Here is a 21,159-nt window from a genome sequence, read left to right on the forward strand (position 1 = left end):
AAGAACACACGTGCTGTCGGATTGGCCAGAAGTTGAGATAGGCGGTCGGAGCATTCCTCACGCTGGAGCTGCCATTTTTCCTGGTCGGGAGGCTCGGGCATGGGTCGGGGAATTCGGCGAGCATACCCTTGTATAAGCTCGGACTTATCAAACTTCCGCAGAGAGTCAATTGAATCAATCATTGAATTGATTATACAATAAAAGATCATCACATTCTAATTTGCAGAATTTAGTTCATTTTTAATCTTAATCCAAACGGATTCCGATCCATAGAAAGAGATTTCAATTCCATCATTCAATTCAATAATCAACAAATCACGTTGCTCACCAATCAACAGACCTAGTATCTGGCGACCACCTTGAGAACCTATATTTTCGAAGGCATATAATTTTCTCATATGCCAAGAGGTGTCATCAGCGGATCCAACACCATGTAGATACACATACTCGTTTTGTGGAAATAGTATCAATAACCACCAACATTCGTGATCCTGAAGGGCATTCTTTAGCTTTATAAAAAAACTCTCAGACAACGTCTTTCCAGTTACACAAGTCCATGATGGACCGACGACCGGTGGTGGATCAATAAATAAAGAAATTAAAGGCGCCTGATATCTATTTGAATAGATTACACGTTTAATCCCAATTTTTTCAGGGTGAAAATTCTCCTCAAAAATTAGAGTCCTCTCGAACCATTTTTTAATTTCACTTATCATGATCTAGTGAGGAAAAGCTGTAACTATTTCAGATATCCCCGCGCGTCTATCTTGGCTTGCAGCTTTAGATAAGCTCCTCTATTCGATGCCAATCCGCCTCAAACCCGTGACTTGCCGCATAGGTTTCAAAACGAATGATTGGTTGCACCGGTGATGGAAAAGTACCTTCCCATATTGCTTCACATTCACGACAAAGCACGCAAATTTTTGAATCAAACTCAAGAAGACGAACGAGAATTAATCCTCCTTGTCCGCATGCTGGGCACTTTGTATTATTGATTTGCGACATAGCATCTTAAGGTTGAATTCCTGATACAGGGTATGCAGTGATTATTTCACCTGCTGTTCCACTTTTAATGATATATCTTATTTTTGTTTCAGAAGCTTGTGTTCCGACCTGCCTTCCCATTTCTACACCCCAAGCTTCGGGGTCAGGGTTTCCATTAATATCCAATCCCTGCAAACGTGTAGTAGACGGCTTGCTCCAACCTTCGTCGAGAAGCTCAAAAAGCCCATTGCGACTCGATAGTGAGAATATCGAGTGTGGTGGATTTTTATAGCCAGGTTGAGTATGAGTCAAAACATGTGCGATTCGATGCTCTTCTTGACTACCTAAATCATACTCTAGAACTCCAGCTTTACTTTTCCATCACTTCTGGCTTAGCCACGTTCCATTCCCGTCAAGATATTCCATGACAGCGTTGAATCCGGAGCCATCGAAATTTGCATCACCAAAAACTTTTTTGAGTTTTGCCACGAAATCTGTTCCATTTGATCGAACAATTCCCGCACCCGCAAACCTAGTATACCCCTTCATCGCCTTTCCGCTGATGGAATTGGGCGCCAGGTCAATGAACTCGCTTAACGAAGTGTAGACCTTTTGAAATGCGAGTCTCTTCCCCCCATCATTGAGGAATTCGGAGGGCTTTCCGAAGTCGGACTCTTTGATAATCTGACGAGATTGATTGAAGTCAAAATCTGCAGTACCAACGACTTCGAGACGAGCAGATATCTTTGAGATACAATCAGCTGCATTCGTCTGCGCGGAACTTAGGTCCACGATTGCAAAAAGCCATGCAATACAGAACACTAGGAATTTAAAAATTTTCTTTTTCATGGGTCTGAAAGTGTGGATTTAGAGAGGGCAAAGGAGTTCCAACTCTTGAAGCATGTGCTTGAGCTTTTTCACATCTTCAATCTCCAAGACATCTTGGCTAAATCTTCGGAAAATCGAATTCTTTGCTTTCATTGCTTGCCGCCGGATGAGATTGCCCGCAGTTTCAGCTAGGCCGTTTAACAATCCTTTCGATGCTTTTCGAATAAACTGGCCGATTTTTGCACCTACGTTCCCGGCTTTCAAAATCCCGGCAAGCGGATCGTGATAAAGCCCACTCCGACGCCGATGCGGCCCACCGCGAGGCGATTGCCATCATCAACGACGAGCGCCTTGCCGAGTCCGCCCGCCAAACCGCGCATTTGTTAGAACTGATGCGGAAAACAACGAGCTCACCGAGCTGACCAAAACGCTCCGCGAGCGCATCGAAACACTCACCGCAGAAGTCCACCGCCACCTGATCCCTGGAAATTCGAAATCATCTTCCTAAAGCCCGGGCCGCCAACCCAACGATGAGAGCGGCTCGAGGCCTAGACTTTGTGGCGAGGAATAAGCCGCTAAGGAAGGACGAACGCCGAGCGACCACCAGACCAGCCGATTGTTCTTTGGTCGGGCGGCATCCGTTTTTGTGCTAACCCTCCGAAGCTTGACCGCGCCTCAACACTCGAACGAGGATAACGACTACACCGAGCAGAAGCACCCCACCGATCACCCATAGAAGATGATTCTTGCCTCGTGTGACTGTATCGTCTTTGACCACATTGTGCTGCCGCTCAGGCCGACTAACTTCAACATAACCAGTCTCACGCTCAATGTTCGGCGTGGTGTTTTCTGAGCTTGGCTCGGCAGCGTCTTGGGTAGGCTCAAGCGAAACGTGTTCGTATCCCTCGGGTGGCCGGATTTTTTCAGTTAGACGTTTGGCGCGCTTCGCCTCCTGTGAATTCAACGCCACTGATAACCGCTCCACAAGAGGCAAATCATCCCTGTACGAATCGCCAAACCCGTAGATGATCGAAAAGTCCCCAACCTTGGCAGCGTTAGTCGCCGTATCAAGATCCACGTGCTCTTCGATTTCTGGAGGGTCTAGCTTTCTCCCGCCGTAGTCAACTTCGTGTTTAGTCTCAAAAGTATCGAGTTCTGCTCGGCGGGTCAGATCCTCGCCAAACATTTTAGCGAACGCCTCACTCTTTTTCCGTGCTTCTTCCAAGCTGCGATTCTCTCTCCCATAGAAAGAAACAAGAACCAATCCATCTTGCTTGACGCTGAAGTCGACATCCCCTTTGCCAAGATTCAGTGAGTCCTCGGAACCCAAAGTAATCGTGAGGTTCACCCCATACTGACGGCACATGTAGATGCCGTCACTAAGATGTTTGGGGCGGAATCCCGCATCGAAAACCCCTTTCCATGTGACTCCATCACTTAGATTGAGAATCAATTCATCTTCCGCAACAGAAAATGTGCTAGAGCTCAGAACTAGCATTGCAGTTAGAATAAGTTTTTTCATGGCGTGTCCAAATCATCGTTAACCTGCATTCCGCTACGCCCTCCAGGAAACACTCCGGCAGTGGCTCGTAACGCGGCAGGAACTTGGGTAAACCGTTCGGAGTCAACCCTGAGAGTTTTGCTCACGAGTGCACGTTGTCCGGCTCTTCCGGCCGCTTTCCATGCGCCGATGATTCCGTTGGGAGTGCCCGCAGCCGTGTCATCAATCCATTTCCATCGATCATCAGTATCTGATAAATCGCCGGTAGGAACCGCGACAGTAAAGCGCTCACCATCTGGTTTCATGACATTCTCTGCCAAGATCGTAAACGTGTTTGTGACCTCGTTGTTTACAGGCGTAATCGCTCGAAGTTTATTCCATGTTGGCACAATAATCTGCTGTTGCTCATAGATTGTCATTCTGCGAGCTGCTGCCGCGACTACATCCTCATTATCCTCGCGTATCCCGTCTTCTAATTCTCGCCAACTTTCGATTAAAGTCACCAAGTCCTGATCCTGATAGTTGTCGTTTGTCCATTCGAGTGCAACGAGGCCGGAACTTCGGTAGGCATGATGCTGCCAAGCGAGAGAATTGAAAATATCGTATCCCCCTTCACTCATCGCATCAATGATTTCACCAACAATCCGATAGGTGTGTGCCGACGGCGAAAGCGTCGCAAACCGGGCATCACTGACTCCACTGATTACCTGAGATCCCGCAAGTCGTGCCAATCCACACCATTGAAAGTCGTCATCGGCCAAGTAGTTTTCCTGATAGTAATCATAGTATTCCGACATCCGCTCCACCCGAGTCCAATATTCTCTTGGAGCACCTCGAGGGTCCACACTTACGTCAATTTGGCCACTCGGATCATTTTCCGTGTCCAGCCTGATTTTGTAAGCCAGATCGTTCTTCCATTCCTGCGAAGACTTCCGAGTTTCAACGAGAAACGTTTGCTCATGTTTCACGTCGATATCTCCTTTCTGAAGTCTCCACTCCAGAGTGATTTTTCCGGGTCGTACTCCTTCCATCCAGAATTCGGCATCGTCTGGAATGGTTGAAGTCGAGCCATACACTCCTTCTCCCGGTTTTCCATTCACCCCACTCGTTACGAGATTATTCGGAGCAAGTGTTTCTAAGTTATAAGGAACAATACCGTAGTAATCTGCGTTATTATTTCCCCACTTGGCATAGAAGCGTACCTGCCCACTTTCTTTGCGTCCTGTGTCTAAATCAACTTGATCAACTTTGCGGATAGTAACTGTAGTTCCATCCCAAAAGTGATCTCCGAGCTGCTGAGGATTCACACCGAACCAACCCCGATGTAGGTCATCGGTAGTCAGTTTATGAGCTTTGATCGCTCCATTGTCTAAATGATCACGAACAGCATTCAGTCCAATGAGAGTATTCCCCGCTCCTGTTTTGGGATCAACGCCCGGAACATCATCACAGTCGGGGATAGCATAGCCTGTCGCGGGATCGATTTTCCCTTCGTCAAAATCTGAATTAACTGCCAACACTTCAGGGGCCACCTCCACTGGCAGAAGATAGTATTGCCTCAGCACCTGTGTGCCCATGGCTCCGGCTTCGCATTGTGCTAGAAGGTCGGCGGGGGCGGAGGTGTCCTGGCCAGCGGCGAAGTCGAAGGTGATGGGATCCACTTTCACCACTTCCATCGGATCGGGGTTGGTGGTGATGCCTGCGGGGCTTGCTGCATTGGTGATTTGCTGGGTGATGAACAGGTAGTTTTTGGTGAGAGCACCTTCGGTTTGGCTGGAGGGACGCTTCATCCAGACGCGATATTGGCTGAGTTCCGCAATGGTGAGATTGTGGGTAGTGCTGTTGCTTCCTGGCTGCTGGTATTGGGTGTAGTAGCCGAGACCGAAACCACCAATCACGGTGTTGGTTTGATCGACCATACTCACCCCTACGGTGGGAAGAGCATCAGGAAATGGCAAATTCGAGGCAAGCTCGGTCGCCATGCCGGGCGCACTGATCGGGCTGGTTTCCAGATTGGTGGAGTGGGAGTTTCCTCCGCTCCAATAGCTTACGAAATTGATGTAACTGGAACCGACATTGTGATCGGGATCAGTAGTGTATTGCTGAAGTGCCTGCCGACGGATGAAATGCAGCTCAAACGGGTAGTCACCGCTGTCCGCCGGACTGGTCCAGTTTTCATATTCATCGTAATTGGTAACACCATCGCCATCCAAATCGCCGAGGGCTCCATTCTGAACATTGACACTGCCATCATCGGTCGGATCCAGACCATAAACGACCTCAAATCCGTCATCCATGCCATCTCCATCCGTGTCCCAATCAACCGGGCTGGTCTGCGGACTTGAGCTGATTTCGGTCCAGTTGCTCAACCCATCTTCATCGTAGTCGTCCGACTCCAGGGTTTCGCCATCAGCGGGAGTGCGATTGGTATAAATAAGCCGGAAAAACCCTTTCGATGCGGTTCCGTCTACCTCATGGCTAATTTCCTGGCCGTAGCCTTGTTCCATGATGGGGGCCCAGATCCAATGGCGTAGTGGATCGGCTGGATCTGAACTTTGGAGAAAATACGTGTAACCGGTTTCGGACTCCCAGTGGATGAACTTTCCCTGGGTTCCCAAATTGATGAAATCGGTCGTTAGAACCTCCGTCTGAGAATGCGCTGCTGGCATCGCAATGAGGCACAGCAACATCGAACAAATGAGCTGTTTCATTGAGCGGATGAAGGTGGGGGAAGTTGAATTGGTTCGTCGCTCGCTTTGGACGACTGCGAAGTGCGGACCCGGCGGCTGGTTAAAAGATCGAGCCTGCCGCGCTGGGGTTTTGAAATCCTGGCGCTGGGTTTTTTCTCCGGGAACGGATCCGAAAGGTACCGGCTGCCCCGATGCGGCCGGTACCAGAACACCATGTCCTGTGGCTCGGCTGGATGCGCTTTCTCCCACGCCGCTTGCGCCGCCAATTTTTCCTGGCGTGCGGCCTGAAACGCAATCAGCCGACTCTTTTCGACTGCAATCACGTCTCTCAACGCCAGAATTGGAGCCATGCCAGAGATTGAATCTGGATCCCCTTTGACGACCAACAAACCACCATCTGGAACGTCCGCCAATTCCGGAAAATCACGGGACGGCGAGTTACTGTGGACCAAAATCAAATTCGCAGGCCGGTCATCCACACGGAACTCCCCAATGCCAGCAAGCAATCCCAGATCAAAGCGGCAAAGTGCCTCATAGTTCTCCCCCGTTTCCCGGTCTGTCCAATTCGCCAATGAAATTTCGCGACCAAAAACCGTCGCCCCCATCATGATCAACTGCGCGGCGGGAGGCGGGGCATGTTGGATTCCACCGACTTCCAGGTCCGTAGAAGCCACCGCCAGCTGATCGCCATCCGGTAAATCCGGCGCGGTCGAAGCCTGCGCACGCACGCTCGTCAGCGTGTGACCATTCTCAAGTCGAACCGAAGTCCCGGCGTCCACACGTAGGGCTGAGGGCACACGCTGAACCGCTGGAGTGATGGGCGGAACAAACGGAACCACCTCCAGCGATTGCGGGATGAAAGTTCCACGCCGCACCTCAGCGGCTTTGGATTCGATAGGCTCATCTTGAGCCTGCCCGTTGATTTGAACAAACAGCAGAGCTGCCAGGATGGATAAGCGTTGCACGGGAAAGTTGCTTATAGTCTCCGTGCATCACGATTTGCAATTCAAACTTAAAACATTTAATCTTACTTATTTCCTTTTGAACGAATCGGTTGCCAGCTCGGCTTGATTCGCTAGAGTCCCTGCCCGGCTCAGTCAGCCGATTGATTGAAATGAACTTGCCTCATGTAGCGATTGTGGGCGCGACGGGTGCCGTCGGCGTCGAAATGCTTCTTTGCCTCGAACAACGGAATTTTCCGCTGGGAAAACTGACGTTGCTCGCTTCCGCCCGCTCGGCGGGAAAACGGATGACCTTCCGCGGCGAAGAAATTGAGGTGAAGGAACTGACGCATGATTCGTTCGCAGGCATCGACATCGCCTTGTTCAGCGCCGGTGGTTCGATCTCACAGGAATTCGCGCCATCTGCCGCAGCTGCGGGCGCGATCGTGATCGATAACTCGTCCGCCTTCCGGATGGACCCGGATGTGCCGCTGGTCGTGCCGGAAATCAACCCCGCTACCGCGAAAAATCCGGCACGCGGCATCATCGCGAACCCGAACTGCACCACCATCATCTCGCTGATGGCACTCGCGCCTTTGCACGAAGCATTCGGCCTGGAATCGATCATCGCTTCCAGCTACCAGGCGGTTTCCGGATCGGGCGCGCAAGGCATCATCGAACTGGAACAACAAGTCGCCGCGATCGTCGCCGGTGAGGAAGTGGTTTCCAAAATTTACCCACGCCAGATCGCATTCAACGTGATCCCACAGGTCGACGTTTTTACCGAAAATGGCTACACCAAAGAGGAGATGAAAATGCAGAACGAAGGCCGGAAAATTCTCGGCTTTCCCGAGCTAAAAGTATCCTGCACCTGCGTTCGCGTGCCGGTCTACCGATCGCACTCCGTCTCGATCACTGCCAAGTTTTCACGTCCGATCGATGCGGACGCTGCGCGTGCGGCTTACGCCGGAAAGCCCGGCATCCAGGTCGTCGATGATCCGTCCACCAAGCTGTTCCCGGTTCCGCTCGACACCACTGGCAAGGACGATTGCCTGGTCGGCCGCATTCGCAAAAACCTGGTGCTCGACAACGCGCTCGACCTCTGGGTCGTCGGCGATCAGGTCCGCAAAGGTGCTGCCCTGAATGCAGTGCAGATCGCAGAAATTCTCTGAGATTTCCTCAACCGCCTAGTGATCCGCAACGCCAATTTTTGAAGATGGAACTGAAATCGTATCTCGCAGAAAAGGCGAAGCGGGTCGACCAGGCGATCGATGGATTTTTGCCAAAAGCGAAGACCAAGCCCGCGACTATCCACGGGGCCATGCGCTACAGCGTGTTCGCCGGCGGGAAACGGTTGCGGCCGATTTTTTGCATCGCGGCGGCAGAGGCTTGCGGCGGTGATCCGGAAAATGCTCTGCCGCCCGCCTGCGCGGTGGAGCTGATGCATACCTATTCGCTGGTTCACGATGACTTGCCTGCGATGGACGATGACGATCTGCGTCGCGGCCGTCCGACTTGTCACAAAGTTTACGGCGAGGGCATCGCCGTGCTCTGTGGGGACGCCCTCCTCACCGAAGCATTTCTGGTTCTCGCGCAAACGGAGCCGACCAAACGCTACACCGCGCGCGACTACGTTTCCGAACTGGCTCTAACAGGTGGCAGTCGGCATTTAATCGGCGGTCAGGTGATGGACTTGGAAGGCGAAGGCAAAGCGCTGTCGAAGCGCGATCTGGTGAAAATCCACGAAGCAAAAACCGCTGCATTGCTCACCAGTTCGCTGCGACTCGGCGCGATGACTGCCAATGCAACTCCAGCGAAGCTTGATGCGCTCACAACCTTCGGGCACGCGCTTGGTTTGGCTTTTCAGGTGATTGATGACATTCTCGATGTGACTCAAAGCACCGAGATTCTCGGCAAGACCGCCGGTAAGGATGAAGCGGTCGAGAAATCGACTTATCCCTCCCTGCTCGGGCTCGAGGCCTCGCGCAAGGAAGCGGCGCGGCTGACTAAAAAAGCCATGACCGCACTCGATTCGTTCGGCAAAAAAGGCGATCGCCTGCGCGAAATGGCGGACAACCTACTACGCCGCGAGTTTTGAAAAGCCCATGCGCCTGAAGCTCACCATCGCCTACGACGGTCGCCCTTACAATGGCTGGCAGTCGCAAGTGTGCGGCAACACGGTGCAGGATTTTTTGAACCGGGCCCTAGAAGAAGTCGCCAAGCAACCGCTGCGCGTTCAAGGCTCCGGCCGGACCGATACCGGCGTGCATGCTCATGCGCAGACTGCCCATTTCGATGCGCCGGACGAGCTATCGATGAATCCGTTCAATTGGGTTCCAGCTCTCAACACCAAACTTCCTGCCACCATCCGCGTCATGGCATGCGAGGAGGTCGCGGCTGATTTTCACGCCCGGTTTTCCGCCGTTGGGAAAATCTATCGCTACGATCTTTGCACTGATCCCGTGCTGCCGCCACTCAAGGCCGGGCTGGCCTGGCATTTGCCGCGCTCGCTCGATCCCGGCGTGTTATCAGAAGCACTCGCGTGCTTCGTCGGCCGTCATGACTTCCACGCCTTTGCCGCCTACCGTGGAAATGAAACCGAAGACAGCGACTACATCCGCACCATTCACGCCGCGGATCTCAAACCGCTGGCCGATGGTTATCAGATCGAGTTCCACGGCGACGGATTTCTTTACAAAATGGTCCGCCTGTTGGTCGGCGCTGCGGTAAAGACCGCGCAAGGCCGGTATCGGCTGGACGATCTAACAAGCCTGCTCGACCAACCCGAAGGCCTCCCATTTGGCAAATCCCCGCTCAGCGCCCCAGCGGACGGACTCACGCTTTGGGAAGTGATTTATCGGTGATGGCGTTCAACTCCGTCACCACTTCCTCGGGGAGTGTTAGATCTGCAGCTGCCAGATTCTCACGCAAATGGCCGAGCGATGAAGTGCCGGGAATGAGGAGAATATTGGGTGAACGCTGGAGTAACCAAGCAAGTGCCACCTGCATCGATGTTGCGCCGAGAGCTTCCGCTACCGCTGCCAAGGCATTGGATTGAATCGGAGAAAATCCGCCCAGCGGGAAAAATGGCACATAGGCGATGCCTTGGTGGGCGAGCTCATCCATGAAATGGTCATCCGCACGATGCACCAGGTTGTAATGATTTTGAACACAGACGATTTCCGTCATTTCTTGCGCCTGGGAAAGCTGCTTGGGAGTGACATTGCTCAGCCCGAGGTGGCGGATCAGCCCCTGCTTCTTGAGATCAATCAACACCGAGAGAGGCTCTTCTAACGAACCTTCCGCGGGTTGATGGATATCGCCCATCGATCTCAAATTCACGACATCGAGTGAATCGATTCCAAGCCGTTCCAAATTTCCGTGGATCGCCTTCGTTAGATCCTCTGCCGACATCGCAGGGTTCCACGATCCGTCTTCGCCACGAAGCGCGCCGACTTTCGTTACGATCACCAAATCGTCCGGATACGGATGCAGCGCCTTTCGGATGATCTCATTGGTCACATAGGGTCCGTAGAAGTCCGAAGTGTCGATGTGATTGACTCCCTTCTCGATGGCTTCGCGCAATACCGCCAATGCCTGTGCTTCATCCTTGGGCGGGCCAAAAACTCCAGGCCCCGCCAGCTGCATCGCGCCGTAGCCGAGCCGGTTCACCGTTAGGGCATTCCCTGCGAAAGTGTAAGTTCCACCCAGATCTGCGCGACTGCCTTTCTCATCTTCGTTCGTGCTCATGTGATTTCACCATCCTCCTTCCTGCCAGAAACACAAATGACATTTTCTGTTTTTTGTCATTTTTATTTTCGCAGCTGCACAAACCCCGAATCTGAGCTTCAGTGGAAACTCTGCATGCCCGAAGAAACGCCACTCCACGAACGCATTCTTGATACCACCGAGCAGGTGCTCCGCCGGTATGGGCCGGAGAAAACGAATGTGGTAGATGTCGCCCGCGCCCTCGGCATGAGCCACGGCAATATCTACCGCCATTTCCCCAACAAGAAGGCGCTGCTGGACGCAGTCTCCGCGCGCTGGATGCACTGTTTCACGGAGTCGCTGAGCACGATTGCTTCCGATTCGAAAGTCGCGCCAGCCATTCGATTGCGACGCTGGTTCGATACCCTGCGTGAGACGAAGCGCAAAAAGATCCAGGACGATCCGGAGTTTTTTCAAATGTATCACACGATCGCCAAGGAACTTCACGATGTCGTCACCGCACACGTTGCGGAACTTCTACAGCAGTTGGAGACGATCATCCGAGATGGCATCAAGGCCGGCGATTTCCATGCGAAGCCCGGCGCCAGCTCAGCTGCGATGGCTTTCCTGCAAACAACGTTTGCCTTTCATCATCCAGCGTTGCTGGTGACCCGGGTGCCGAGTGATGACGAAGCGGATACAGTGTTCGATCTGCTGCTTTCCGGAATGATAGCCGGTCCAGTCTCAAAGAAGTTACGACCGAAAGTTAAGAAATCCTGATATTTTAAAAACTTTATTGAGTTATGGCGCACAAAATTCTAAGTTTTGCGCGAAATGACTTATGCCTTCGCAGACACAAGCCGATTTTCATTTTTCCGCTGGGTAAGCCTCGTTTGTCTCATCGTCGTTTTGTTGAGCGGGCATGCTTTCGCCAACCGGTTTTCGACGGTGGTGATCGATGCGGGCCACGGCGGAAGTGATAAAGGGTCCCTTTGGGGTGGAGTTCGTGAGTCACGACTGAACTTGGCTGTGGCAAAGGAACTGCAAACATTGCTGAAAAAGCGCGGCATCCGCACGGTGATGACCCGCACCAGTGACACCTACATTTCACTCCCCCGCCGCGCGCAGATCGGCAATGCCCAGCGCAATGCGGTATTCGTCAGCATTCATTTCAACGCATCCCGTGTGACGAGCGTTAGAGGCGTAGAAACTTACTACTGGGGTTCGTCAGGAAAAATCCTAGCCAATGCCATTCAGCGTCGACTCGCTCCACGCCTCTCAACCAAAAATCGTGGCATCCAAAAGAAGGGATACCACGTCATCATTGATTCCCGGCACACTTCGGTTTTGGTCGAGTGCGGCTTCATTAGCAATGCGCGGGAGCGCAGCCGCGCATCCACCAGCAGCTATCAGAAAACTGCCGCCAAAGCCATTTACGATGGCTTGATGGCTTGGCGAGCCTTGTAGTGGAATCACGGATATCCGTGAGTTGAAGCGTGGATTTCACGCTGTGCCGATAGATTTCAAACTGACAATTGGCTCAAAATCTGCAGAGTTACGAGTTCTGGTTCGATCAAACCCAGCGGACCGCTTTTGACCGTGCGCACTGCCCCCGCTTTAGCTCTGTTACTTCCGGTGCTGATTTGCATTCCGGCAGATGGGCAGGCTCCGCTGGACCGGATCGGTCAAAATCCAGCCCCAGCAGTCAGTGGAGGGAAGACCGCGAGTGAATTGCTGGCGACAGGAGAAAAGGCCTACAATGCTGGCAATTGGGAAGCGGCAGCGACTGCATTTGAAAATTTTATCACCAACTATGCGGGGCTAGAAGGGACCGAAGCTGCCATTACTCGGGTCAAACCACTGCTGGCGATTTGCCAGGTCCGGCTCGGCAAGCTCGAAGAAGCAGTGCCGCTGCTGGAAGAATCTCTGGCGCTTTCAGGCCTTGATGAAAATGTCCGCGTCGACCTGCTTTTCTTCTCAGGCATCGCGCACATGCGCACGGGAAAGGCAGATGTGGCGAGACAGAATCTCGGCAAGATTTTCAACGATGCCAAAGTCGAGCGCGGTCGCCGCATGGAAGCGCTGGTGCTGGCAGGGATGACATACATTCTGGAACAAAATTGGAAGGAAGCGATTTCGTTTTTCCAGCGCTACGGCGATGAGATCCACCAGTTCAGCGCGGAAGCTGGTGCTCGCGCGGATATTCTTTTGCTCCACGCTCTCATGCAAGAGCAGCAGTGGGATGAGGCGAATGTCCAAGCCCTGAAGCTGGACGCCAATCTCGATCAAGTGCGGCAAGTGGTGACGTTTTCCACCTTGATGATTCAGCTTGGTGCACACTTCCTGGACGAAGGCGAGCCCTACAAAGCGATCGCACTGCTACAACGGGTGCCGAATCAAAAAAAGATTGAACGCCTGCAAACCGCGATGCTCACCGCCGCGCAAGCTGACTTGAAATTTGCATCCGCCGCAGGCAATTCCATCCGTGTTTCGCAATTGCAGACCAGCGTCGAGGAGATGCAGCGAGAGCTGGATGCTTTCTCGAAAATGCCTGAGTTTGACAGCGCGGCACGCCTGCGCTTGGCGAGTGCCTACTTCGGTCTGGGCCGCACGCGCGAGGGGTGCTTGATCCTGGATCAAATGGTCCGCCAGATGGAGCCGGACTCGATTGTGGAATCCGCTACCGCATCGCTGATGCGAGGATGGATGTCTCTCGAACGATACGCCCGGGCCGCGCGGACAGCGGATTTATACATTGAGCGATGTGGCAACCTCGCAGAGACGCCAAACAAGGCGGATGTGTTATTTCTGAAGGCTCAGGCGATCGAGGGACAATCGCTCTACCGTGAGGCAGCGGATGCTTATCTGGAAGTCGCCAAAGAATTTCCGGATCAACCGATCGGCGCGCAGGCTCAATTCATGGCTGCATACAATGTGCTGCAACTGGAGAACTACGATGAATCTGGTAGCATGCTGGATCAGCAGGCGAAATCTCTGAAAGTCACGGATGCCATGTGGCCCCATGTGATCTTCTGGCGGGCAATGGCGTATTACTTCGATCAACAATGGGAACCATGTCGGCAGCAGCTTGAAAAATATCTAACAGCTGTCGACAAGGATCATATCGACGCTGAATACGTGGACGACGCGCGTTTCCGGATCGCCTATTCTCATTTTTCCGAAGCACTCTACCCGGAAGCCATTAAAGAGCTCAAACAATTCGAAACTGAATTCCCAACCAGCGAATGGCTGGCGGAAGCATTGCTCACCCTGGGGGATTGCCAGGCAGCTGAGGGCGACCTGGAGGACGCGGCGGCAAGTTATTCGAGAATCGGTATCGAGGCACCGGGATTCTACGACGAGGGTTGGATGAAACGCGGCAACCTGCTAAAGGTTCAGAAGGATTTACCAGGCATGAAAAAACTCTTCACCGAGTTTCTACAAACCAGGCCGGAAAGTCCCCGCATTGCAGAGGCTTTGCAATGGCTCGGATGGATCGCCAAGCAACAAGGCGATCTGGATGAAGCGCGGAAGATTTATTGGGAAGCGATTTCAAAGTTTGGCAACGATGCCGTGCGTCCGGGGCTGGAGGACATCTTCCTCGCGCTTCAGGGATTTTACAGCGGATCAGATCGGAAGTTGTTAGAAACCCGATTCAGTGACGAATTGGCAAAAGCGCAGGATCAAGGTCACAAGCGCATGGCGGTCCGCTTGGGCTGGGCGCTTGCCAAGCTCCGGCTGGCAACCATCGGATCGACCGATCCACATGCGAAGGAGCTGCGCCAGCAGCGATATCAAATCGAGCTCGCCGCCCTCGTCTCCGAAATAGAGCCAAAAGATACCGCGCCCATGATTCTCGCCGATGTGGGAGATGCCTTGGCCGCAAATGGTGACACCAAACAAGCCAAGGAGATTTACGAAGGCCTACGCAAATGGTGGCCTCGATCGCCTGAACGCGACCGTGCCTATGCAGGACTCGGCTTCGCTTCGGTGAAAGAAGGAAATGAGCCGGAAGCCCTTGAGGACTTCGATCGATTTGAAAAAACCTCCATCATGCCGAGGAGTACGCCAGATGAAAATGGCATCACTTTGGTGCAAAGCGATCTTGGCGGCGAAGTCGCAATCGCCCGCTCCAAGCTGCTGGCAAATCGTGATCCGGAGAAGTCCCTACAAATTCTGCTGGCACTTCAACGCAGCAAAGCAATGCCTGCGAGAATCCGCGGAGAAGCATTTCTAGAAGCGGGTCGACGCCACGTTTCGCGACAGCAATTTCGTGAAGCGCTACCCTATTTCGAGCAGGTCTATCTACTTTTCAACCGCTACCCAGCACTGGTCGCCAGCGCTTATTTCGAACGTGGACAGGCTCTGGAGAAGCTCGGCTTACCAGACAAAGCGCGTGAAGTTTACTCCGAACTCGTGACTCGAGATGATCTGAAAGGAACCGAATCGACAAAACAAGGACTGGAACGGGCACAGGCTCTTGGTGGCGTGCTCGCGCCGAAAAACCCGGAAGGTGCCCTCGTGCCCCCTTCGTCATCACACGATTAGAAACCGGTCATGTTCTCACGATTTTCCATTCGTCACTTCACGCTCGCTCTCATGGGAGCGGCATTGATCACCCACGCTCGTGGCGTGCCCACTGCGGAGCAGATGAAGGATTTTCTTAAAACCCGACCAGAAGCCGACGAGATCCAGTGGAAGGACGCAAGTCGTGGAGAACCCTTTACGGTTCGATTGTTAGATTCCAGCGTTCAAGGTCTCGTCGTCGAAAAGAGACTGGCGAACGGGGTCACCCAGCGAAAACTTCCACTGAGTGAGATTGGAGCAATCCGGATCACGCTAACACCTGAAGAAACCGATCTGTTAGATCACCCCGCCAAGGAAGCCGCGCCAGCGCTGGAAGTCCTTTGGAGCACTCGAAAAGCCACCCTCACCATCAGCGGTTCCAATGCGGCCATGACCGGGCTGGCTTATGCCAAAGCATTGCGAGCGGAAAACACCGAGAGGTCTCTAACAAATGCCGCCGATGTTCTCAACACCATCGAGGTGAAAGCAACCGACGATGAAACCATCGCGCTCGCAAAATCCGAGCTTGAGGTTCTCGACTTCGCACTCGCGAGAAAAGCCGGCAACACCGAAAAAGCCGATCAGCTTGCATGGAAAATCGCCGAGAATGCCTTTGGTGAAAACAGCGATGCCATGCTCACCGCCACCGATTGGCTGGCGGACCGGCATTTCAGCCAGCTGAAAGCCATCGAGGAAGACAACCCGCGATGGGATGAAGACCCGGACGTCAAACCGGCTCGCGACCGCCTTTATCATCTGGCGCTCGATTTTGCGCTCTATCCGAGCTTGTTCGAGAGCAACAATCAGTCAGCCGCTGCCGCAGGCCTGGCCAAAGCAGCCCGAGTCTACCAATTTACGAACGACAACGAACGCCTCAAAGGTGAACTGGAAGATCTAGCCGCTCTCTATCCGGACTCTACTGAGGCCAAACAAAATGCCGAATTGTTAGATCAACTCCGCCAGGCGGAAGCCAATGGCAAACTCTCCCAAGTTGAATCTTCATCCGAAGATCCTACCGCTGAAGAAACCCAGGATTCGGATTCACCAGCGAAAGAACCACCCGCACCAAAACGCTACAGCATCTTCGGTGAGTGATCACCACCTGCCCGCAACTCCACCCCTCGTAATTGTGAAACTCCTGTTCCAAATCATCCGCCCCGCCATCATCGCACTGGCGCTTTTCATGGTGAGCACCACGGTGACTTCGAGAATTGCCAACGCTGCTGAAGTCAACCCTCCACCAACGGTAGAAGCACAGGACAAGAGTTTGCTCGATCTCTATTCCGATGGCGGCTGGACCATGCATTTCATCGCGCTCATTTCCGTTGGGACGATCACCATCATCACCTACTGCGCGACCCGGATTCGTAGCAAAAAACTGATCCCGCCGGCGCTTGAACGTTCACTGGAGCTGGCCATGTCCCAACAGGATGTATCAGCCGCGCTTCAAGTCTGTGAAGGTGATTCGAGCTCACTGTCCCATGTCATGAAAGAAACACTCACCAAGGCTGGTGCAGGGGTGGAAGTTTATTCCAAGGCGGATCTGGAGGCAGTGGCAGCGGAGACCATTTTCCATGAAGAAACGAAGTTCATGCTGTGGGTGAATATGTTGAACGCGTTTGCCGCAGTCGCCCCGATGCTCGGACTGCTGGGCACGGTTTCAGGCATGATCGGCAGCTTTAACCAACTGGCTGCCGGAGCATCCAAACCCTCCGACTTTGCCGGCGGAATCGGTGAAGCGATGATCACCACCGCCTTCGCCCTCATCGTCGCGATTCCTTCGATGCTGGCCTACTTCGTCTTCAAGAATCTTCTCCAATCGATCGTTGGTGATCTCGCGTATTCTGCTTCCAATTTGATCAACCGCTTCATCAGCGGCTCAGGCGTCGGAGCCAGCAGCGACGAGGCTTGAACTCTACCGATTTTCACGACTCATGAAACTCAGACGCAGACCCACCGAAGATGTCGGCATGCAGATTGCGCCGATGGTCGACATCACGTGGATCCTGATCATTTTCTTCATGGTCACCAATGAGATTGTGGAGAACGAATATGACGTGCCGGTCAATCTCCCGATCGCCAGCGCCGCGGTGATTCCCAAAGACATGTCCGGACGCGTGGTGGTCAATTTGGATGCGGAAGGAAGTTATTATCTGGGTAATGAGAAAACCGATCTCGCCGGTCTAACTGCTCACCTGAAACGGCGCATGGTCGAATTTCCACCGCTCAAAGTTTACCTGCGTGCCGATGCTGAAACCGCTGCGCGCAAAACCAAGGAATTCTATCGCGCGTGCGCCGAGGCCGGTGCCGTGGAAGTGGTTCTCGGCACCTTCAATCAAACCCGCTGACCCCTGGAGCCATGATTTCACGCCGCCGAGACGAGACTCCGATTGAGCTGCAAATCGCGCCGATGGCAGACATCGGCTTCCTCTTGATTTGCTTTTTCCTCATCTCATCGAAACCACCACGCCATGAGGCCGATTTGGGCATGACCTTGCCGGGTTCTGTTTCGGATGAAGTTTCTGTCGAAATGCCGGATGAAGTTCGCGTCGCAATTCGGGCCGATGGTGCGGTGGAGGTAAACGAAGCGATCGTCGGAGAACCCGGAGATCATGAAATCAAACCACTCGTCAATCTTCTGATTCGCTTCAAGGAAGCTGCCGACTTGAATCACAGCAAGGCACTGGTTACCGTCGACGCTGCCAATGAGTCGACACACCAACGCATCGTCGATGTGCTGAACGCTTGCGGAACGGCTGGCATCACCGGTGTCACCTTATCCGACGACACCACAGAGGAAAATTAGCATGGCAAAGGCATCACCACATCACGTCCCGAAGGATCGCAGGCTTGCCCGCAAGACGGTCACAGCAGCCGTGGCCAGCAGCATCATCGTGCACGTGTTGATCGCCATCGTTGCTGGAATTTGGGTGGTCGCACATTACATCAAAAGCGAGCCTCCGCGATTTGTCGCCCTGCCTCAGCCGAAAATCAAAGTTCCGCCGCAAACGAAGCAACATCGGATGAATCTGGCGGCCCATGCGGCGTTGGCATCCAAACCCACCTTCAAAGCGAAGCTAGTCAGCACCCGACCGACTGAATTTGCACTGCCGGAAGCGCCGAAGATTTCGATGAACGACATGCTGACACCCGATCCAGCGGCGATCGCTAACAGCATGGTGACCGGCCTCGCCGGAGCCAGCGGTTCGGGTGCCGGTTCCGGGCTTGGGCTAACCGGCGCAGGGGGCAAAGGGCTTGGCACAGGCCTGAATTTCATGGGAATCAAAAGCTCCGGCCAACGGGTTTTGCTCCTTTTCGATGTGTCGGGATCAGTCGTCAACAAAGCGGCAAAATCGGACATGCCCTTGTCGAAGATCAAGGAAGAGACCTTGAACATGATCGACAAACTTCCAACGGATTCCCGTTTTGGGATCATTCAGTTTGTCCGAAACTACAAGCCATTCCAACCCGAGCTGATCCCGGCCACTCAGCCGAATCGGGATCTCGCGCGCCAATGGGTCGCCAGCGAATGGAACGAATCCGGCATGATGGGCGCGCGCGGCAAGGGCGTGATCAGTCCAACTCCGAACGGCCTCCCCGTCATCCTGCGTGCCGCTTACGCCATGAAGCCCGATGTGATTTTTCTGATCTCCGACGGCAGCTTTGAACGGACTGGTGCGCAGCCGGAAAAAGTGCCGGAGGATGAATTCGATGATCTGTTCAAGGAGCTAACAAAAACCGGAAAAATACCCCTGAATTTCATCGGCTTCGAAATGAAACCGGACGATGAAAAATATTGGTCCCGCACCGCTCGCCGCCAGGGCGGTCAGTTCAAGGAGATCAAGTAAGCGGAATTCCCGCGGTTTGGTTCGAGTGCTGAGGCCATCACGATATTTTCGGCAAATTTGCATTTTCCAGTCCGGTTTCTGACGCGGCACGACAGACTCTGGATGAAACATGGAAACCCGAGCTTCATCTGATCCGGAACTTCTCAGCCAATGGTGCCGCCATGGGCAGGAGGCCGCGTTTCATCAGCTGGTATCCCGCTACGCCAACCTCGTCCATCACACCGCAAAGCGGGCGAGCTTTGGCAATGAAGTGATCGCTGCGGATGCGTCGCAGCTCACGTTCATCCTGCTCGCCCGTAAAGCCAGGTCTCTAACAGATCGCGGATCCATCGCGGGTTGGCTTCATCTAACCGCCAGCCTGCAGGCGAAGAACCTGCTGCGCAAATCACAGCGTGAAATTCGTAAACTCGAACAGCTAAAGACCGCCATGGAGCCTGAGCCTACCTCCTTTCAGGAAGATCTTTGGAAAGAAATGCAGCCGGTGCTGGACGATGCACTCACCGCTCTATCAGAAACCGACAAGGAAGCATTGCTGCTGCGCTTTTATCGATCTCTCAGCATCCGGGAAATTGGCGAAACATTGGGCATCGTAACCGATGCAGCCCAAAAGCGTGTGGATCGGGCGATGACTCGATTGCGAACCAAACTGGTAAAACGCGGGATCAAGATCACCGCCCCAATGGGTGGAACCATCGTCGGTGGATTTACTGCGGATGCTCAAGCTTCGATGCCTGCCTCTTCGTCCATGGCATCCAAGGCGATCGCCGTCGGAGCTGTCGGAAATTCTCTATCATCAAGTCTCCCTCTGCTTGCCATCATGAAAGCCTCATCCATTGCCATTCCGGTTCTGATCATCCTCATCGCGGGCTTCTGGAGCGTCAACGCACGACATGAGATCGCAGAACTTCAGGTGCAGCGTCATCGGTTAGAAAACGCAATCCTCAAACACAAAAACCCAGCAAGCCAAACTCAGATTGCGACCAACTCAAACCCTGGCAATCACAACCTGACATCGCAGCGGCCATCGAAGATCAATTGGAATCAAGTCGCCACCCAGCTTTCCGGCACGAGTTCCGCCCAATGGGGAACCTTTGAGAAAGCCGAGATTGATTTGCAGTTGTCGAATTACACCCAAGAAGATTTGGCAGCAGCACTTGATGAGATCGAATCCCTTTCCCTTACCCGGTTCGTCAAAGGCCAACTGATCAACATGGTGATCTTTCCCATGTCTAAAAAACACCCGGAGTTCACTGCTCGGAAATTCGCTGGAAAGTTTGAAGGCAGCAACTCAACCGCTTCGAGCTACGTTGCCATGGCTTTCGGAGCTTGGGTAAAAACCGATCTAACAACTGCAACGGAGTGGTTTGATCAGGAGGTCACCAATGGCAGGTTTGCGACCAAACGGCTTGATGGGATTTCCTCTGAACAATGCGCGTTCGAAGCCGGTCTGACCCGTGTTTTGTTAGACACAAATCCTGACGAAGCCCTTCGCCGCTTTCTCTCGGTTCCCATTGGGTCGAGATTCAGTTTGTTAAACGAATGGAGCTGGAACCGACCCATTGAATCAGAATTACCCGAGTTTGCCAAAATGATCCGAGCCGGAATTCCCGCCGATCAACAAGCACTGGCGTTCGCCTACAAGGCACGCGGGATGGAACCTGATGAATTGTACGAATACCTGGATCAAATCGAAGCAACTCCAGATGAGCGCGCGGTCTGCATTGAAGACGTCGCCACCAGCAAGCTGGCTGGCATTTCCTCCAATCGAATGGTCACTCTCCAGGACCTCACCGAGCTGCGCGATTGGTTGGAGGACGATGCTCCTGATGACGTGACGCGTATCACCGCCAAAGCGTTGGCGGAAGCCGCAAGCGACAGTGATCGGTATGCTTATGTCGGCAAAGTGAACTTTTCCGCAGCTGCCCAATTGGCAATCCAAGTCGACCTTGGCAATGGCAACGATGACACACTTGTTGCATTTCTAACCAATGAGATCAGTCGATCTAACAAATCAGATGCCAGGCGATTCGCATCTCAAATCAAGGACGATTCAAAGCGGGCAGAAGTACTCGAAGCACTTCGTTGAGCTATAA

The 21,159-nt window shown here is 53.2% G+C and carries 20 protein-coding genes; 13 read left to right on the forward strand and 7 right to left on the reverse strand.

Going from position 1 to position 21,159, the window contains the following annotated elements; genetic code table 11:
• Positions 1–215: 215 nt before the first annotated feature.
• The 3 genes from JIN85_RS16070 to JIN85_RS16080 all read right to left on the reverse strand — a co-directional run bounded on the left by JIN85_RS16070 (position 216) and on the right by JIN85_RS16080 (position 1,833).
• Complete coding sequence (locus tag JIN85_RS16070) at positions 216–716, reverse strand: hypothetical protein (RefSeq protein WP_200272622.1); 501 nt, start codon at positions 714–716, stop codon at positions 216–218.
• Between the two features lie 64 nt (positions 717–780).
• Complete coding sequence (locus JIN85_RS16075) at positions 781–1,005, reverse strand: hypothetical protein (protein ID WP_200272624.1); 225 nt, start codon at positions 1,003–1,005, stop codon at positions 781–783.
• Positions 1,006–1,365: 360 nt separating this feature from the next.
• Entirely contained in the window at positions 1,366–1,833 is a 468-nt protein-coding gene (locus JIN85_RS16080) for a hypothetical protein (protein WP_200272626.1), read from the reverse strand.
• A gap of 218 nt (positions 1,834–2,051) precedes the next feature.
• On the opposite strand from JIN85_RS16080, the gene JIN85_RS16085 reads away from it, so the two are divergent.
• Positions 2,052–2,234, forward strand: a complete 183-nt coding sequence (locus tag JIN85_RS16085; protein WP_200272628.1) for a hypothetical protein — start codon at positions 2,052–2,054, stop codon at positions 2,232–2,234.
• Positions 2,235–2,461: 227 nt separating this feature from the next.
• On the opposite strand, the gene JIN85_RS16090 is transcribed toward JIN85_RS16085, so the two are convergent.
• From JIN85_RS16090 to JIN85_RS16100, 3 genes are read right to left on the reverse strand one after another with little or no spacing between them, the layout of a single operon-like run.
• Positions 2,462–3,334, reverse strand: coding sequence for a hypothetical protein (locus JIN85_RS16090; protein ID WP_200272630.1), 873 nt, complete (start codon positions 3,332–3,334; stop codon positions 2,462–2,464).
• Positions 3,331–6,024 (reverse strand): hypothetical protein, encoded by a 2,694-nt coding sequence (locus JIN85_RS16095; protein ID WP_200272632.1) that lies wholly within the window; start codon positions 6,022–6,024, stop codon positions 3,331–3,333. Before JIN85_RS16095 ends, JIN85_RS16090 begins: the two co-directional genes overlap by 4 nt.
• Complete coding sequence (locus JIN85_RS16100) at positions 6,021–6,968, reverse strand: hypothetical protein (RefSeq protein ID WP_200272634.1); 948 nt, start codon at positions 6,966–6,968, stop codon at positions 6,021–6,023. Before JIN85_RS16100 ends, JIN85_RS16095 begins: the two co-directional genes overlap by 4 nt.
• 149 nt (positions 6,969–7,117) lie before the next feature.
• On the opposite strand from JIN85_RS16100, the gene JIN85_RS16105 reads away from it, so the two are divergent.
• Genes JIN85_RS16105 through truA form a run of 3 tightly spaced genes read left to right on the forward strand, consistent with a single transcriptional unit; the run spans position 7,118 to position 9,808 of the window.
• The gene (locus JIN85_RS16105) at positions 7,118–8,116 is read left to right on the forward strand and encodes an aspartate-semialdehyde dehydrogenase (RefSeq protein ID WP_200272642.1); all 999 of its coding nucleotides are present in this window, start codon (positions 7,118–7,120) and stop codon (positions 8,114–8,116) included.
• A gap of 44 nt (positions 8,117–8,160) precedes the next feature.
• On the forward strand, positions 8,161–9,042 hold the full coding sequence (locus JIN85_RS16110; protein ID WP_200272644.1) for a polyprenyl synthetase family protein: 882 nt from the start codon (positions 8,161–8,163) through the stop codon (positions 9,040–9,042).
• Between the two features lie 7 nt (positions 9,043–9,049).
• Positions 9,050–9,808, forward strand: coding sequence for a tRNA pseudouridine(38-40) synthase TruA (gene truA / locus JIN85_RS16115; RefSeq protein ID WP_200272646.1), 759 nt, complete (start codon positions 9,050–9,052; stop codon positions 9,806–9,808).
• Here the strand turns inward: truA and JIN85_RS16120 are convergent.
• Complete coding sequence (locus tag JIN85_RS16120; RefSeq protein WP_200272648.1) at positions 9,780–10,694, reverse strand: aldo/keto reductase family oxidoreductase; 915 nt, start codon at positions 10,692–10,694, stop codon at positions 9,780–9,782. The genes truA and JIN85_RS16120 overlap by 29 nt on opposite strands.
• Positions 10,695–10,808: 114 nt before the next feature.
• On the opposite strand from JIN85_RS16120, the gene JIN85_RS16125 reads away from it, so the two are divergent.
• The 9 genes from JIN85_RS16125 (at position 10,809) to JIN85_RS16165 (ending at position 21,152) form a co-directional block, all read left to right on the forward strand.
• Complete coding sequence (locus JIN85_RS16125) at positions 10,809–11,432, forward strand: TetR/AcrR family transcriptional regulator (RefSeq protein WP_200272650.1); 624 nt, start codon at positions 10,809–10,811, stop codon at positions 11,430–11,432.
• A gap of 54 nt (positions 11,433–11,486) precedes the next feature.
• Positions 11,487–12,119: an N-acetylmuramoyl-L-alanine amidase family protein gene (locus JIN85_RS16130; RefSeq protein WP_200272652.1), complete on the forward strand. Its 633-nt coding sequence runs from the start codon at positions 11,487–11,489 to the stop codon at positions 12,117–12,119.
• A gap of 132 nt (positions 12,120–12,251) precedes the next feature.
• A complete protein-coding gene (locus tag JIN85_RS21975) occupies positions 12,252–15,200 on the forward strand; it encodes a tetratricopeptide repeat protein (protein WP_200272654.1) in 2,949 nt (982 codons plus the stop codon).
• Positions 15,201–15,209: 9 nt separating this feature from the next.
• A complete protein-coding gene (locus tag JIN85_RS16140) occupies positions 15,210–16,313 on the forward strand; it encodes a hypothetical protein (RefSeq protein WP_200272656.1) in 1,104 nt (367 codons plus the stop codon).
• 34 nt (positions 16,314–16,347) lie between these two features.
• Entirely contained in the window at positions 16,348–17,130 is a 783-nt protein-coding gene (locus JIN85_RS16145) for a MotA/TolQ/ExbB proton channel family protein (RefSeq protein WP_200272658.1), read from the forward strand.
• A 22-nt stretch (positions 17,131–17,152) separates the two neighbouring features.
• Positions 17,153–17,566 carry an ExbD/TolR family protein gene (locus JIN85_RS16150; protein ID WP_200272660.1) on the forward strand — a complete coding sequence of 138 codons (414 nt, stop codon included), beginning with the start codon at positions 17,153–17,155 and terminating at the stop codon, positions 17,564–17,566.
• 11 nt (positions 17,567–17,577) lie between these two features.
• Entirely contained in the window at positions 17,578–18,024 is a 447-nt protein-coding gene (locus tag JIN85_RS16155; protein ID WP_200272662.1) for an ExbD/TolR family protein, read from the forward strand.
• 1 nt (position 18,025) lies between these two features.
• Positions 18,026–19,066 carry a vWA domain-containing protein gene (locus tag JIN85_RS16160; RefSeq protein WP_200272664.1) on the forward strand — a complete coding sequence of 347 codons (1,041 nt, stop codon included), beginning with the start codon at positions 18,026–18,028 and terminating at the stop codon, positions 19,064–19,066.
• Positions 19,067–19,175: 109 nt separating this feature from the next.
• Positions 19,176–21,152 (forward strand): RNA polymerase sigma factor, encoded by a 1,977-nt coding sequence (locus JIN85_RS16165; RefSeq protein ID WP_200272666.1) that lies wholly within the window; start codon positions 19,176–19,178, stop codon positions 21,150–21,152.
• Positions 21,153–21,159 lie beyond the last annotated feature (7 nt).

Source organism: Luteolibacter pohnpeiensis (genome assembly GCF_016595435.1).
GTDB classification, from domain to species: domain Bacteria; phylum Verrucomicrobiota; class Verrucomicrobiia; order Verrucomicrobiales; family Akkermansiaceae; genus Luteolibacter; species Luteolibacter pohnpeiensis.